At 23.5% G+C, this 15,686-nt stretch carries 13 protein-coding genes; 3 read left to right on the plus strand and 10 right to left on the minus strand.

Going from position 1 to position 15,686, the window contains the following annotated elements:
* Window positions 1–166 precede the first annotated feature (166 nt).
* Complete coding sequence (gene pgeF / locus AAQM_RS06615) at window positions 167–844, minus strand: peptidoglycan editing factor PgeF (RefSeq protein WP_129095834.1); 678 nt, start codon at window positions 842–844, stop codon at window positions 167–169.
* A 68-nt stretch (window positions 845–912) separates the two neighbouring features.
* Between pgeF and AAQM_RS06620 the strand changes: the two genes are divergently transcribed.
* Window positions 913–1,521 (plus strand): class I SAM-dependent methyltransferase, encoded by a 609-nt coding sequence (locus tag AAQM_RS06620; RefSeq protein ID WP_129095835.1) that lies wholly within the window; start codon window positions 913–915, stop codon window positions 1,519–1,521.
* A 9-nt stretch (window positions 1,522–1,530) separates the two neighbouring features.
* Window positions 1,531–2,325, plus strand: coding sequence for a shikimate dehydrogenase (locus AAQM_RS06625; RefSeq protein WP_129095836.1), 795 nt, complete (start codon window positions 1,531–1,533; stop codon window positions 2,323–2,325).
* 31 nt (window positions 2,326–2,356) lie between these two features.
* Here AAQM_RS06625 and AAQM_RS06630 read toward each other — a convergent pair whose 3' ends face one another.
* From AAQM_RS06630 to AAQM_RS06655, 6 genes are all read right to left on the minus strand, one after another.
* The gene (locus AAQM_RS06630) at window positions 2,357–2,614 is read right to left on the minus strand and encodes a hypothetical protein (protein ID WP_129095837.1); all 258 of its coding nucleotides are present in this window, start codon (window positions 2,612–2,614) and stop codon (window positions 2,357–2,359) included.
* Complete coding sequence (locus AAQM_RS06635; protein ID WP_129095838.1) at window positions 2,611–4,023, minus strand: DnaB-like helicase N-terminal domain-containing protein; 1,413 nt, start codon at window positions 4,021–4,023, stop codon at window positions 2,611–2,613. The genes AAQM_RS06630 and AAQM_RS06635 overlap by 4 nt, the downstream gene beginning before the upstream one ends.
* 323 nt (window positions 4,024–4,346) lie before the next feature.
* The gene (locus tag AAQM_RS06640; protein WP_129095839.1) at window positions 4,347–5,591 is read right to left on the minus strand and encodes a hypothetical protein; all 1,245 of its coding nucleotides are present in this window, start codon (window positions 5,589–5,591) and stop codon (window positions 4,347–4,349) included.
* Between the two features lie 673 nt (window positions 5,592–6,264).
* Entirely contained in the window at window positions 6,265–7,941 is a 1,677-nt protein-coding gene (locus AAQM_RS06645) for a hypothetical protein (RefSeq protein ID WP_129095840.1), read from the minus strand.
* Window positions 7,938–9,635: a hypothetical protein gene (locus AAQM_RS06650; RefSeq protein WP_171920688.1), complete on the minus strand. Its 1,698-nt coding sequence runs from the start codon at window positions 9,633–9,635 to the stop codon at window positions 7,938–7,940. The genes AAQM_RS06645 and AAQM_RS06650 overlap by 4 nt, the downstream gene beginning before the upstream one ends.
* A gap of 593 nt (window positions 9,636–10,228) precedes the next feature.
* Window positions 10,229–13,075, minus strand: a complete 2,847-nt coding sequence (locus AAQM_RS06655; RefSeq protein ID WP_129094527.1) for a type I restriction endonuclease subunit R — start codon at window positions 13,073–13,075, stop codon at window positions 10,229–10,231.
* Window positions 13,076–13,158: 83 nt separating this feature from the next.
* Here AAQM_RS06655 and AAQM_RS06660 point away from each other — a divergent pair, with 83 nt between their 5' ends.
* Entirely contained in the window at window positions 13,159–13,314 is a 156-nt protein-coding gene (locus tag AAQM_RS06660) for a hypothetical protein (RefSeq protein ID WP_164967026.1), read from the plus strand.
* Here the strand turns inward: AAQM_RS06660 and AAQM_RS06665 are convergent.
* From AAQM_RS06665 to AAQM_RS06675, 3 genes are read right to left on the minus strand one after another with little or no spacing between them, the layout of a single operon-like run.
* The gene (locus AAQM_RS06665) at window positions 13,301–14,095 is read right to left on the minus strand and encodes a Fic/DOC family protein (RefSeq protein WP_129094528.1); all 795 of its coding nucleotides are present in this window, start codon (window positions 14,093–14,095) and stop codon (window positions 13,301–13,303) included. The genes AAQM_RS06660 and AAQM_RS06665 overlap by 14 nt on opposite strands.
* Window positions 14,092–14,994, minus strand: coding sequence for a hypothetical protein (locus AAQM_RS06670; RefSeq protein WP_216678752.1), 903 nt, complete (start codon window positions 14,992–14,994; stop codon window positions 14,092–14,094). The genes AAQM_RS06665 and AAQM_RS06670 overlap by 4 nt, the downstream gene beginning before the upstream one ends.
* The gene (locus AAQM_RS06675; RefSeq protein WP_129094529.1) at window positions 14,978–15,682 is read right to left on the minus strand and encodes a hypothetical protein; all 705 of its coding nucleotides are present in this window, start codon (window positions 15,680–15,682) and stop codon (window positions 14,978–14,980) included. Before AAQM_RS06675 ends, AAQM_RS06670 begins: the two co-directional genes overlap by 17 nt.
* Window positions 15,683–15,686: the final 4 nt, after the last annotated feature.

Genomic DNA, 15,686 nt, shown 5'->3' on the forward strand with positions numbered 1-15,686 from the left:
CCTTTTTTATTTCTATTTCCTAATAAAATCAAAAAATAGTAACTAAAAGAAACTTAAATAAAAAGAATTTTAATTTTTTTTATTATTTAAGTTTTAAAAAAGCAAGTTATGTAAAAGTTATGTAAGTTTTTTAAACTAAATATAATCTATTATTATATTTTAAGTTTTAACTATTAGATAAAATTATAATTCCTGCAAAACGTCCTGTTTTAGAATTTTTTCTAAAAGAAAAAAATGGCTCATTTGAACACTTTGTACAAATATTTGAAACATTTATATGTTTAATTCCCACTTCTTCTAAAAGTTTTATATTTATTCCTTGCAAATCTATATAATTTTCTTTACAAAATTCTTCTCCAAATGAAGTTTTTACAATTTGTGCTAATTCATCATTTACTTCATAACAACATTTTTGAATAGATGGTCCCATAATTACTTTTATATTATTTTTATCACAAGCAAATTCATTTATCATCTTATTTGCTGTAATTTGTGCTATTTTCAGAAATGTAGAGTTTCTTCCTGCATGAACAGCTGCTATTACGCCTTGTATTTCATCAAAAAACAGAATTGGAATACAATCAGCAACCATCACCATCAAAGGTAGATTTTTTGATTTTGTTATAATTCCATCACAATTATCTATAAGTTTTGAACTATTTTCATCTACAATTTCAACATTATTTCCATGAACTTGATTCATATAAACTAAATCTTCATTGTTATATCCTACTTTTAAAGCCACTGCTTCTCTATTTTTATCCACATTTTCTTTTATATCATTCACATGATATGCTAAATTTCCATCTTCTATGTTTGTAAAGTAATATTTAATTTGATTCATAATTTCATCTTTATTAGGTTTTGATATAATTTAGCGAAATATTAATGATTAATTGTTTAAGGATAGATATGAATAGATTTGATGAAGCTGCTAAAAACTGGGATAATAAACAAACAAGTATTGATAGTTCGAATGCTTGTGTAGAAAACTTAAAAAAACATGTAGTTCTAAAAGAAGATGCAAATATTTTAGACTATGGTTGTGGGACTGGATTTATAGCTTTTGCTTTAAGTACAGATAAAAATAGTGTTTTAGGAATGGATTATTCAGATGGTATGGTAAATAGGTTTAACGAGAAAGTAAAAGAGCTAAATTTCAACAATATAAAAGCTATAAAACATAATATGAATGAAGATGAAATTTCAAAAAATAGTTATGATTTATTTATCTCATCTATGACTATGCACCATATCAAAGATACAAATATGTTTGCAAAAAAAGCTTATGATTCTTTAGTAAGTGGCGCTTATGTTTGTATTAATGACTTAGAAAAAGAAGATGGAACTTTTCATGAAAAACATAAAAATGATGGAGTTGAACACTTTGGATATGAAAAAGAAGATGTAAAGAAAATCTTTGAAAATGTAGGTTTCAAAATCATTTCTTGTGATACAGTTTATGTACATGAAAGAAATGAAAAAGAGTATCCACTTTTTAATCTAATAGCTCAAAAATAAAGGTAAAAAATGACAAAAAAATTTGCAATATTTGGAAATCCTGTTATTCACTCAAAATCACCACAAATGCAAAATGCGGGATTGAAACATATAAATTTTGATGGAATTTATGAAAAACATCATTTAGAAAATGGTAATGAAATAAAAGAAATTTTTTTAAAAAACAATTATAAAGGTGCTAATATTACAGTTCCTCACAAAGAATTTGCCTATGAAAATGCAGATGATGTAAGAGGAATAGCAAAAGAAATAAAAGCTGTAAATACTTATATTTTAGAAAAGGGAAAAGTAATAGCCTATAATACAGATGCACCAGGATTTTTAAAAGCAATTGAAAGTTTCGGAACTATTAAAAATGTACTTTTACTTGGTGCTGGTGGAACAGCAAAAGCTATTGCTTTAGCGCTAAAATCAAAAAATATAAAAGTAACTGTATTAAATAGAAGTGAAAATAAGCTAGATTTTTTTAAAGAAAATACAATTAATTGTTTTTCTTGGGAAAATTTCAAACCTGAAATTTATGATTTAGTAGTAAACTCAACAAGTGCAGGATTAAAAGATGAATATTTGCCCGCTCCAAAAGAGATGCTTGAAAATATATTTAAAAATGCTTCTTTTGCTTTTGATTGTATTTATGGAAAAATTACACCTTTTTTAGCTCTTGCGAGTGAAAATGATTGCAAAATAAAAGATGGGGAAGATATGCTTTTATATCAAGGTGTCCTTGCATTTGAACTTTTTACTAATACAAAAGCCGATAATTCAGTAGTTGAAATGATGAGAAAAGGCTTAAAAGAAGAATAAAATATTCTTCTTTTCTAGCCCATATCTAGCTTCACAACACTGTTTTAATACATTTTTCTGATTTTAATAGTTGAAATTCAACTACTTTATGAACAGGATAATATATATTTTTACCTCTTCCCTCAATATATTCTGGACAATCAAAACCTGATTTACGTCTTTCATCTAAAGTTCTCGTGCTTATAGCTAATACTTCTGCAACCTGAGCAGAAGTTAATATTAAGCCATATTTTACAATCAAAGCATTTATCATTACATCATATAGTTTTTCTTTATCTATATTTTTCATATTGAAACTCCTGATTTAGACTTATCAGAGTTATCTTGACTATCTAGAAGTTCAAAAACCAACTTATTGTTTTGATTAGCTATTCTCGTTGCCTTCCAATACCTATTTTTTCCATTCTGTATAATTTTATTTGCCTTATCTTTATTAAATCCTGCATTAGTAAGATATTTTAAAATATCGCTATAAATAGGCTTATCTTCCTCATTTGTAATAAAATTAATAATTAATTCCCTAATTTCTAACTCTTCTTTTGTCTCTAATGCATAATCAATATCTACTTTTATAAGTGTATTATCCTGATTATATGTAAAAGCTATATAGTTAGATATATTATTTCTATCCTTAATAGGCATAAAAATATATGTTTGTTTATCTTCATTTTTCCTAAGCTCAAAGGCAAGTGATATATCTTCCATAAACGCACTACTACCTGCAAATGCTGAGTTAAATTCCTTGTTTAGTTTATTTTGATGATGAAGAAACAATATTGAAGAATTATTCCTACGAAGAATTTTTAATACATTCATAAAATCACTTACATCTTTATGATTATTTCTATCACCTATTATAAAATTCTTAATAGAATCAAAAACAATTAAAAAATCTGTTAAGTCTTTCTTTTTTAATTCAGAAATTATTTGAACTAAATTTGAACTTGATAGTTCAACAAAATAATTTAATTTACTACCAAATTTTTCTTTTAGCAAATGAATATTTCTAGTTTTTATTGTAAGTTCAGAATTGTCCCCGTCAAGATACATAACTCTTTTGATTTTTCCTTCATATAAAAACATATTACATAAGGCTATAGAAATCAGAGATTTTCCAATACCGGGTCTTGAAACTATCATTGTAATATCATTTTTTATAATGAAATTATCGTAAAGATATTCGATTTTTTTATCTTTTATTTTTTGAATATCTAAATCTAAACTACTAATTAATTTTTCAAATTTATCATCTATTTGTCTCAAATCTTTTTTATTTTCAATATTTTCAAGCTTCTCTTTAATATCTTGTAACTCATTAATTTTTGAGAAATTACCTTCTTTGATTTTTGCAGCTACAATCATCATTTGTCTTTCGTAACTGTACTTTTTCAATTGCTTCAAATAATCCGTAATTGATGTAAGAGGAGTTGTTGTAATAATATCGATGTAATATTGTTCATTAATATTTTGTTGATTTGATAAAAAAACTGTATTCTCATTAATCTTTTTATCATTCTTATACATCTCAATTATGGTATTATATATAACTCCATGTTGTTGATAATAGAAATCATTTTGTTCTATTATTTTTAAACTTTCATCAATTTTATCAAAACTATTATCAGCAATAAGTGTACTTAATATGGCTCTTTCAATACCAAGTAAGCACTCTACACTATACTTTATGTTATAATCCATTTTATTTAATTCCTTTTAGTGGTTTTAGATATTTAGATCAAGTTGGAAACTGCCATTTTCAACTTGATATTTTCTTTCTGTAGCTCTTACTTTACCTCCTTAATTTGTTTTCAAATGGATTATATTGTACTAATTTGGATAATTAACTTTCTAGTTTGTATTGAAATTTAAAAAAACTGTTTTTCTATTTTATTTTGTATTTTTTTGTGTTTGATTTCTTGATAAAGTACCTAATATAGAAGAATAAGCTTAGATTTTTTTGTAAGAATAATTATATTTATATGAAATATAAAGAGAAAGTTTTTATTTTTTAAATAAAAACTCTATTTTTGATTGTTTAAATCAATTGTCATTAAAGAACCATCATCCCAAGTTGGGTCATATATAATTTCTTCTAATTCTTCAATTTCTTCTTCATCATTTTCAATTTGTTTACGGTAGCATAAGTCTTCTAATCTTCCTATTTCATTTTTCATTTGTATAATTTCATTATTTAATTCTTTATTTTTTGCATAAATATCTTTTAAATCATCAAAACCTTTTTTTAAATCATCAATAAATAATGATAAATTAGCATTTTCATCTCTATAAGATTTAAAATGTTTTGCAAAGAATCTTAATTTATCTATTATTGTATTTTGCTCTACCATTTTTTTTACATTTTCAGCATCTTTTCTAATATAAGCATTAATAAGTTCTTTATATGGCATAAAATTATCACTATCTTTATATTTTTTTTCACTAAAAACTAATGAATTTAGTTCATTAATTCTTATTTCAAATAATTTATTTTTCAGTATTAAATCATCATTTTGTTTTTGAAGTAAATTTATTTGAGAATTTAATTTTTTATCTTCAAGTACTTCATTTTTAATTAATTGATTTCTAATAGCTTCTTGTTTTTGTTTTTCTCTAAACACTCTATGATGTTCATGTTTTCTTTCATTAATTTTTACGAGGTTACCATCTATATATACTTCTTTATAAGTAGCTTCTTTTCCTCTTTCAATATTAGGTATATAATTTTTTGAAATCTCAAAAATATCATCTTGTAGTTTTTTTAAATAATCTCTTTTCCAATTTCTTCTAACCATAACTCCATTATTATTTACATTAGCAAAAAGAAAGTGAGCATGACGATTAATTACTTCTTTTCTATTTTCTTCATGACCTTCATGATTATGATAAGCCCAATGTAATATTTTTGTATTATTATCTATTTCAAATTTTTTTATAAAATCATTAAGTATATTAATTATATTTTCTTGAGTAGCTTGAACATGACTTCCAATCACTATTAATCCCTCTTCAACAATTATTGCATTACTTTTTAATGTTCTTTTACTTAATGGATTATTTTTATATCTAGCTTTTGCTTCTTCTTGCCATTTTTCCCAGATATTATCTATTTCTTCTTTATCATTAAACTTAATACTTTGTATAATATTTTTACCATCATTAAGCCAATATGTAGCTCGGTTTATTCCAGAGTTATGTGCAAGATTTAAAGTTGTTGGAATTTTATATAACTTTGGTTTTCTAATAATTACTGCATTTATATTTGCCATATTTCACCTCTTAAAATTATCGCTGAATGAGTTACTCATTCATCAATAATATTAGTTATTTTTATAATTATGCCATCAATAAAATACTAAATCAAGGGGATTTTATAAGTTATTTTCATATGTTTATTTTTATTAATACAAATAAATACAATAGAATCTAATGTACTACAAAAAGAAAATATAAAAATTTTAAAAATATTGTTTTTTTAGATATTTAAGTTAGAAGATTTTTCATTAAAAATCAATAATTGGTGTTAAATCTTTTTAAAAGTATAGAATTATTTTGAATTGATATTGTAAAATTTAATGTCAATATTTACTTTTATTTTTGTAAAATGTCCTCAACTTATGATTATATGCAAATATAATTATCGACGATTGAGTAACTCATTCAGCGATAATTATTTAAAGTTTGAAACAAAATATTAATTATATAATATTTATATTACTTAACTTTAGCACATAAAACCAAGCGATTTTCCAGTCTCATCTCTTAATACATCAATATCAAAACAAAATGATGTAATTTTTACTGTTTATGTTTTCTTAAAAAAAGATTTTAACATATAAAATTACTGGAATAGATTTCGTTTAGATTCAATTTCACCCTCTTTATTGAACGAAATTTCTTAATATTAATTTTTCCTAGTTTAATATATACCTCTTAATTTTATTAATTTGCTTTTATGTTCCAAAATTGAGGAAATAATGGCATTCTAAAATGTCTACATGAAATTAGTATTAAAGGTGTCATACTATGTTTAACACAAAGTAAACTTTGAATATCTATATAATTTTCACTTTTTTGTACTTCTTCCATTAATTTTGAATAATCTTTTATTTTCTTAGGAATTTTAATAGGTGCTTCTGCATAACCACATTCAAAACCTGCATTAGTAGAAAACATAAAATCTTCAACTCTTTCATCTGGATACCAAATTTGTAAAGTAGCTTTTTTAAATATATCCTCTGAAATTTGTTGAATATCTTTATAATTTTCTATTAAACCTAATTTAACGCACCATTGAGCTAAAATAGGAATTAGAGTTGATGTTTTAACATAATCATTTTTATCAAAGCTATTTCTTAAGTTAATATCTACTAAATCATCAAAGTTATCCGTATCAATTGGAAAATATTTTCCATTAATATTGAATGCAAAATCTATATGTGTTATTAAATCACTTATCCATTCATCTACAAATTTAATTTCATTCCACTCATGTAATAAAAATATAGCTAATGATATGTCAATTATGTGTTCGTCATATAATGGATTTAATAATGCTTTATGATTTTTAATAAATTCTTTTATTAAAAGAGCAATAGATGCTGAATATTTTACATATTCAGCATTATTATTTATTATCGCGGTAAACTGAAATAGATTTCCTAATAGGGCTAATATTCCAAGTTGCTCGAATAGGATTAAACTTTCTTGAATAAAATCATTGCCATAAAAAGACATCCCATTTTTTATTTTAATCAATGGTTGAAGCTTTTCACAATATTTTGAAATTATTTCAAGATTTTTATAATAAATTTTTCCAATTATTTCAGTTAGCTTTTTATTCTCTGTAAGTTTATTTTTTGAAAGAAATTCCCATATATTCAATAAGGTTCTTTCAGATGCAAGTAGAGCATGTTTTAAATTATCTTCAGAGTCTGCCCATCTGTAAATTATATTTAGTGATAAATATATTAATCTAAGTGTTTTTAATTGTTTTTTTTCTGATTGTTTTTCTAACTTTGAGTTATTAATAATTTCATTAAGGTACGAATAGTAATCTCTTAAGTCATAATCAATGTCATTTAATAAAGCAAGTGTTTTTCTAAATTTACTTCTTAATTCTTTAGGTATTAGATGTTCATTAAATAAATTTTCTTCAATAAGTATTGAAAGTTCATCTCCACCCCAGAAAGCAAATTCAATTTCATTATCTACACTATGTCTTTTAGTGTAACCACTCCAATTTTGTTGAACATTCTGATTTAAGTCTCCTCCTGTGGCAACTACAATTTTTTTTGGTAGAGAAAGATATTTCTTTTCTAAATGAGTGGGGATATATACATCTAATATTTCATCTAAAGAAGGTCTTACTGCTTGATTTGAACCTCCATCCCAATCAGCTCTTGATAAATTACCTTCTTTTATAGTAAATAAAAATACTTTTTCTATGCCATCTGCATCTTTTCCAATTGAAGTAACATCAACTCCATATTGTCTTGTACCTACTTGAGCTTTACTAATAGTTTTATGATTCATTGATAGTAAAAGTTCAGGGATTAAATCATCAAGTTCTTTAGACTCTTTTAATAAAGATAAATATTCTTTTATAACTAGCTTCATGCATTTTCCTTTTTAGCTAGCCTAAAATGATACTTTTCTATTGATTTATGAATTGGGTGAGCTCGTTCAGATGTTGGAATTGTCATATAAGTTGATATTTTCTGCATTTGTGTTGGTTTTGTGTATTTATTATTATAATTAGAAAAATTTCCTTTCCCATACTTAATTAATATTTTGGTTGTTAATTGAGAAAATAAACTTTTTTCTTGAGCTTTATCCATTGCTTTTCTTATTGAATCAGTATTTGCTTTATGGATTTCTCTTGACTCTATTGTTGAGGGTTGTAATTCTTTTAATCTTTTAAGTTTTTTTCTTGATTCATTTATAGATTCTAAATGTTTAATAACAGTAGTACAGACTACTCTCATATTTTTATTTAATTTCTTATCTTTTATGCTTTTAAAATATTCTAAAGTTTCATGAGGATAATCGTCACCAATATAATTAATAAAAACTTCATTAATTAAGTTAATATCATTTTTATTTATATCTTTCTTTTCTAAAATTGATAAAATTAAAGATTTTTGTTCTTCAAATTGATATAAGTATCCTAAAATCTTTCTACAAATAAATAGTAAGTCTTTATATGAAAGTGTATCTAGAATATCCTTATCTAGTATCACATTAGAAGATATAAAATGATGCAAAATTAAATGTAATTTTATATTTTCATTATTTAATATATAGGTAATAAATCTATTTAGAAGAATAGGATATTTTCTTGATAATTCATTAATAAAAAAATCTAGTTTTTCCTCTGGAAAATTTGATGAAATATCGCTATTTTCTAACCATAAAATAAAAAAATCTTGAATTAATTCGATTGAATTAGTTTCTTCTAAAATATGATTAAAAGCAAATGCTATATTTTGAATTGTGCCTAATTCTTTTGATTTTGTATTTTTTAATAAAAATAGACATTCTTTATACCAATCTTCTTTTATAAATTCTTTTTTATTAAACATTAGAATTTTTGAAATATGATACCTTGTATTATCATTTTCAAATTGACTACTTTTTACTAATATATTTTTAAAAGCTGGATAAGTGTCTTTTAAATAGTTACTTGTATATATAATAAGATAATTAAATTCAAGATTTTCTTTTTTTATTATATTTTCAAATAATAGATACATTTCTTCTGATTCTTGTTCATTTATATTTAATTTATCAATAACATTAATTGCACTTTTTGTCCTTATAATATTCTCTGTATTAGCTAAAAAAGATTTTATATGAGCATATTGATTTATATTATGGATATTATGTAATGAAACTATTGTAGTAGAGATATGAAAAGTAACGTATTCTCTATTTATTAAATATAGTGTGTCTAAAAAATCTCTTGCAAAATCTTTATTATTATCACAAATGATTTTTGTTATGTTATATTGACTTCCCCCAGCCAAATCACCTTGCATTTGATTATATAATATTTCATAAAATGATAGGATATTAGATTTATTTAATATAGATAAGTGAGCAACTTTTTCTAATGCATGAGTTAATAAAAATATATTTTGACCATCATTAATTGCAGATATTGCTATTTCAAAATAGTCTATTTCTATTTCATTTTTAACTTCTGTACATAAATCTACTAATTCAGTTTCATTTCTAATATCAAAAAGTAGCCTATAGAATTCTTTTGGAGAATTCAATACTTTTAATAATTCAATTTTCTTCTTAGACATTTTTTCACTTTATAAATTTTATAATTATTATTAGAATAGCATAAAATTGGTTGTTTAGTTTTAAATATATAATATTATTATAAAAATTCTCAAAAGCTAAAACTTAAAACAAATAAAATAATATATTTTATGTATTTACTAAAACACCTAATGAAATAACTTTTTTTATCTTCTTTTAAAAATTTAGTTTCAATCTTTATACTCACTAACTTAGAATTTTAATTTAATCAAATATAAAATTAATTTTATAATTTTTTGGAATTGATCAAAAGTTTTTTCTTTGTCCATAAAGTTCCATATTTTTATCATGAAGAATCAAATTTTTTCCAAGCTTGTAAAATCAATCATTTGAACTTTGATTTAGAATTATAAAGAAAAGTATGATTCTCTTAATTTCACTTTCATAGCTATTAAATTACCTTGAAATCATTTTAATAAGATAAAAGTGTGTAGTAAGATTATTCTTCTACACACTTATTATAATTTTTGTAAAATATCCTCAATTTATGCTTATATGTAAATATAATTATCGACGATTGAGTAACTCATTCAGCGATAATTATTCAAAATTTGAAGTATTATTAGCAAGATAATTACTTTTCATAAAATTTCTCAACAAATCCAACGATTTTATCTAATACTCTTGGAATGATTTTTTTTCTTTCTAAGAATTTTGGTTTTTCTTTTAGTGTTTTTGCTACATCATTTGCAAGAGGTATTCTTTCATCATAAAGATATGTATCAATAACTTTTTTTAGTTCAATATTATCAAGATTTTCTTCTATACATAGTTCATTAAATGCTTTTTCTTTTTCTTCATCCCAGAATTTTTCAAACTCTTGTTCTATATCATCATTATTTTCTATTTTTAGAAGATTATCATTAATAAATCTTTCAATAAGTTCTCTTTTACTTCTTAGTTGTGGATTATTATTTAAAATATTTGAAATATTCTCTTTTTGTTTTGTTCTTATGTCTTCATCTTCAGTCTCTTTATATGCAGATAAAAGTTTTAAGATATAAGTTACATTTATTTCATCTTTATGAATAAGTTCAAGTTCAAAGTCTACATCTTCTAAAATAGATACTTTTTCAGTACCTTCTCTTTTTCCAATAGTGTTTTTAATTTGTTCATATAAGTCAAGATATTTTGATTTATAGTCTTCAAATTCTTGTTCATTCATAGATAAATCAGACCATTTAAAATCTGTAAATCCTTCTAAAATATTTTTTAGTTTTAATAACTCTCTAAATGCTTTAACAAACTCTAATTTTTTATCTTCATTATCTAATTCATTCACACTATTAACAGTTGGAACAATAATTTTTAAAGCATCATATTTTTCATTAAATTTTTGTACATAATCATCATATGGTTCCATAAGAATAATCTCTTTTGCATCTTTATTTGAAAAAAGTGCAATTGCATCATCTGTTGCTTGTTTTAAATTTCTAAAACAAACTATATTTCCTTGAGATTTTTGTTCATTTAAAATTCTATTAGTTCTTGAAAATGCTTGAATTAATCCGTGATATTTTAGGTTTTTATCCACATAAAGGGTATTTAGTGTTTTACTATCAAATCCAGTTAAAAACATATTTACTACAAGTAGTATATCTATCTCTTTTTGTTTAACTCTTTTTGAAATATCGTTATAATAGTTATAGAAACTTTGAGAATCTTTGGTTGAGTATTTACATCCAAACATTTTATTATAATCTTCAATAAACTCATCTAGTTTTTCTCTTGAGTGTTTATTTATATGCTCTTCATCAATAAATGCACCTTCTGATTCTTCTAAATCAATTATTCCAGTTGCATCTTTATCATCTTCATTTGCACCATATGAAAAAATTGTTGCAATTTTTAGATTATGATTTCTACTTTTAAAAGCTTCATAATATTTAATAAGCATATCAACGCCACTTACACACATCATAGCTGTAAACTCTTTAGAATGAGTTTTACGACCATGATTAGCTAAAATGTAATCAACTATCTTTTCAAGTCTTTCTTGGCTTTCTAGTAGCTCTTTTGTATCAATAGCTTCAACTTCTATATCAATATTTGTTGCACTTCCACTTTTTTCTTTATATCTTCCAATATATTCAACTGAAAATTTTAAAACATTATCATCATTAATAGCATCAGTAATTACATATTTATGTAAACAATCTTCAAATAGCTCTTTTGTGGTTCTTTTACCAAGTTTATTTCCAGTTGCATTATCTACAAATATTGGAGTTCCTGTAAAACCTATCATTTGATTATTAGTAAAAAACCTTGTGATGTTAAGATGAGTTTCACCAAATTGGCTTCTATGACACTCATCAAAGATAAACACAATACTTTTATCTTTGATTTTTTCCATTTTTTCAAGATATTGTTTTTTTGAAATGGCTGTATTTAATTTTTGAATAGTAGTTACAATTAATTTTGTATCATCTGAAAATTGTTTTACAAGAGTTTTTGTATTATCAGTTCCATCTACACTTCCATCACTAAAACTATTAAACTCTTTTGTAGTTTGATAATCTAAATCTTTTCTATCTACAACAAACACAACTTTATAAACATTAGGTAATTTCATTAAAATTTGTGCTGTTTTAAAAGAGGTTAAAGTTTTTCCTGAACCTGTTGTATGCCAAATATATCCATTTTTATTTGAGTTTGAAACTCTATCTATTATGGCTTCAACTGCCCAAAACTGATAAGGTCTTAGAACCATTAAGATTTTTGGAACTTCAGCTAAAACAATATATTTACAAATCATTTTAGATAAATGGCATCTTTCTAAAAAAGTATCTGTAAACTCTTCAAGATTAGTGATATTTTTATTGTTTTTATCAGCCCAAAAGAATGTTTGTTTAAAATTCATAGACTCTAATTTACTATTTGCATAATATTTTGTATTAACACCATTTGAGATAACAAATAGTTGAATATATGCAAATAAAGCGTTATTTGCACTATAAGAGTGTCTTTTATATCTAAGAGTTTGATTAAAAGCTTCTTTTAGTTCTAATCCTCTTCTTTTAAGTTCAATCTGACAAAGAGGTAAACCATTTATTAAAATAGTTACATCATATCTATTTTTATAAACTCCCTCAACAGTTACTTGAGAAGTTACTTGAAAAAGATTTTGGCACCAATGTTCACTATCTAAGAATTCAATATATTTACTAGTTCCATCATCACAGGGCAAAACAAATTTATCTCTTAATATTTTTGCTTTTTCAAAAACATTACCTTTATTTAAATGATTTAGAACTCTTTTAAATTCTGTATCTGTAAGAGTTGTTTTATTATGCTTTTCTAGTTGAGTTTTTAGGTTTTTTTCTAAATCTTTATCATCTTTTATAATAACTCTTTCATACTTTTGTAATTCAAGTTGTTTTAATAGATTTTCTTCTAGTATTGCTTCGCTTTGTTTGCTCATTTAATTGCCTTAAAAGTTTATTATTTCGTGTTTTTTAATCATTTTATGTTATAATCTGGTTCTAAATTATTAAGGATTTTTTTATGAAAAAAACCATTGCAAATACCAACAAACATTTTTCCACTGCTTCTAAAAAGAAAAAAATGATTATAAATTCTGTTCATAGTTCTGCAAAAGTTGAAGGTTCTAAAATCACAAAAAAAGAACTTAGTGAACATTATAAACTTATTCATTCATAAGTTCCTCTTCTATTTTTGCTTTAAGTAATTCTTTCATAGGTTCATAATCACAATTATATCCTTCATGTACTCTTTGAATATAATTATCACTTCTTTTAAGTTTAAGTCCAATCATTGGAAAACCATTTTTAGCTAAGATTATATCGCAGATTAAACGACTTAATCTACCATTACCTTCTCTGAATGGATGAATAAATAAAAAATCGCTAATAAGTTTTGATAAATCATCTGTTATCATATCTATATCATCATATTCTTTTTTACTGACTTCTTGTAAAAACTTATCAAAATCTGGTAAACCTTTTAAAAAATCAATTCTCCATTCCCAAGCTTCACTTCCTGTTCCTTTACTCATAGAAACAGTTCTCAATTCACCTGCAAATGGATAAATAGTATCAAATACCATTTTATGCCATTGTTTAATAGTTTTAAATTCAATTGTTTTTGATATATCAAAATTTTCTACAAGATAACTATATACTTCAAGAAGTTTAAAATCTTCTTGTTTTGTGATATAAATATCATCAGTAGATTTTAGATAGTTGATACATATTCCATTTTTAGTGATTATTCTTTGAATATCGCTTGAATACCATTCTAACCAAGGATTTTTTATAACCTTATTTTCTTCTAAAATATCTACTTCTAAATTTATATTGTCAAGTATATGTTTTGGTGGTTTTTTTTCATTAAAGTATTTATTATCAGTTTCATACCAATATGTATATTTACCTTTGGTATTTAGTTTTAAAGAATATAATAAATATTTTGTTTTTGTCATTTAATTTCCATACAAGTAGACTTTTTAAATTCTTCAACCAAATCGGGCCTATTTTTTTTGATAACTTCATCAAATATTGTTTGAATAAAAGGTGCAACCCAATATTCTGAATTTTTTGGAGGAGTTTCTCCCATATCCAGATAATCTATATGGTCACTTGCCATCATATAATTATCTTTTATTGTAAATAACCAAATAAAATGCAAAATAAATATATTCTTAATATCTATTGATAATTGTTCTAAAAATTTTGTTCTATTATTACCAAAATCTGCCATTTCATTATCATTATAAAACATATATTTAAAGTAATTATAATGTGTATGGTCATTTAGTCTTATTCTCATTTTTTTATAATATTCACCTCTAAACATTAAATTATTTATAGTTTTTAGTTGTCTTGAATTTCTTATATAACTATTCATAACTTTATAGTCTGGTAGTTTTTCCTTATTTGTAACCCAATTATTAATCTTCTCAACAATAAAATTATTTAAACTATGATTATCTTCTAAATACAATAGTGCATAAATATTGATTACAACATTGTCATAATATTTTCTTGTTAAAGAGAAAGCATCATTTATTTTGCCATGTTCTAATATGAGTTTTATAGATTCCAATGTTCCTTTCATTGAAGAAAATATGTAATTATCAAAATTGATAATTCCTTTAACTCCCATAGTAAACCAAGAAAAAGTTGAAAAGCCAAGTGAGTTATAAAAATCTGAATATTTTTCTAATTCACTAAATATTTTATGTTCTTTATACTCTTTTGTTAAAGTACAATTTATCTTTTTTGACATATTTTCAATTTCTTCTTCTGACATATCACTTATTTTTTTTGAAAAACTTTCCATATATTGAACTTTTTCCCTAAATTTATTTATTCTCTTCATCTATTATTTGTTGATAAGGTTCATAGTTCTTATTTACAATTTCTATCAAAGAATCTTGTAATTTCTTAATATTATTTAAGATTTCAAGATTGAAATCTTTTCTTGATTTTGCATTAATTTCAGGTATTTTACCAATAAAATTATCTGGTAATTTTGATATAAATAAATCAATTTCACCATTAAACATAATTGCTTTCATTTGAATATTTTCTAATTTTATTACATCTTCAGGATTTAAATATACCAATGATTCTTTATCATATATTTTACTGAGTATTTCTTCATATTTCTTTTGAGTTCTTATTAATTGATATTTCTCAATTGTTGATTCCCCTGTATATATTTTTCCTATATAATCTTGCATATTTTTTAAAATATTAAGATATGAAATTAATATGTGTAAATTTGTTTTTATATCTTTAACTTTTTTGTCGTGATAATCTATCTCTTTATCTCTAATGTTAATTTTTAATGCAAATATAGCAATCAAAATTGATATTAATACAATGAAAGGAGGATATAAGCTTGTATTTTTAATATTACATAATATTGTTGCAAATAACAATATTATTAAAATAATATCTATTAGGAGTACAAAATTAATAATTCTTTTTATTTGTTTTTTCGAAGTAGTGTTTTTTTCAACAATATCCACTAGATTTATGAATTTTTCAAAATATTTCCACATATAA

This window comes from Arcobacter aquimarinus (assembly GCF_013177635.1).
GTDB lineage: Bacteria > Campylobacterota > Campylobacteria > Campylobacterales > Arcobacteraceae > Aliarcobacter > Aliarcobacter aquimarinus.

Bases quoted from the DNA above. Each gene is read 5' to 3' on its own strand.
- AAQM_RS06665 (WP_129094528.1), bottom strand. From the start codon at position 14,095: ATGACAAAAACAAAATATTTATTATATTCTTTAAAACTAAATACCAAA.
- AAQM_RS06635 (WP_129095838.1), bottom strand. From the start codon at position 4,023: ATGGATTATAACATAAAGTATAGTGTAGAGTGCTTACTTGGTATTGAA.
- AAQM_RS06620 (WP_129095835.1), top strand. From the start codon at position 913: ATGAATAGATTTGATGAAGCTGCTAAAAACTGGGATAATAAACAAACA.
- AAQM_RS06670 (WP_216678752.1), bottom strand. From the start codon at position 14,994: ATGAAGAGAATAAATAAATTTAGGGAAAAAGTTCAATATATGGAAAGT.
- pgeF (WP_129095834.1), bottom strand. From the start codon at position 844: ATGAATCAAATTAAATATTACTTTACAAACATAGAAGATGGAAATTTA.
- AAQM_RS06645 (WP_129095840.1), bottom strand. From the start codon at position 7,941: ATGAAGCTAGTTATAAAAGAATATTTATCTTTATTAAAAGAGTCTAAA.
- AAQM_RS06650 (WP_171920688.1), bottom strand. From the start codon at position 9,635: ATGTCTAAGAAGAAAATTGAATTATTAAAAGTATTGAATTCTCCAAAA.
- AAQM_RS06655 (WP_129094527.1), bottom strand. From the start codon at position 13,075: ATGAGCAAACAAAGCGAAGCAATACTAGAAGAAAATCTATTAAAACAA.
- AAQM_RS06625 (WP_129095836.1), top strand. From the start codon at position 1,531: ATGACAAAAAAATTTGCAATATTTGGAAATCCTGTTATTCACTCAAAA.
- AAQM_RS06630 (WP_129095837.1), bottom strand. From the start codon at position 2,614: ATGAAAAATATAGATAAAGAAAAACTATATGATGTAATGATAAATGCT.
- AAQM_RS06660 (WP_164967026.1), top strand. From the start codon at position 13,159: ATGAAAAAAACCATTGCAAATACCAACAAACATTTTTCCACTGCTTCT.
- AAQM_RS06640 (WP_129095839.1), bottom strand. From the start codon at position 5,591: ATGGCAAATATAAATGCAGTAATTATTAGAAAACCAAAGTTATATAAA.
- AAQM_RS06675 (WP_129094529.1), bottom strand. From the start codon at position 15,682: ATGTGGAAATATTTTGAAAAATTCATAAATCTAGTGGATATTGTTGAA.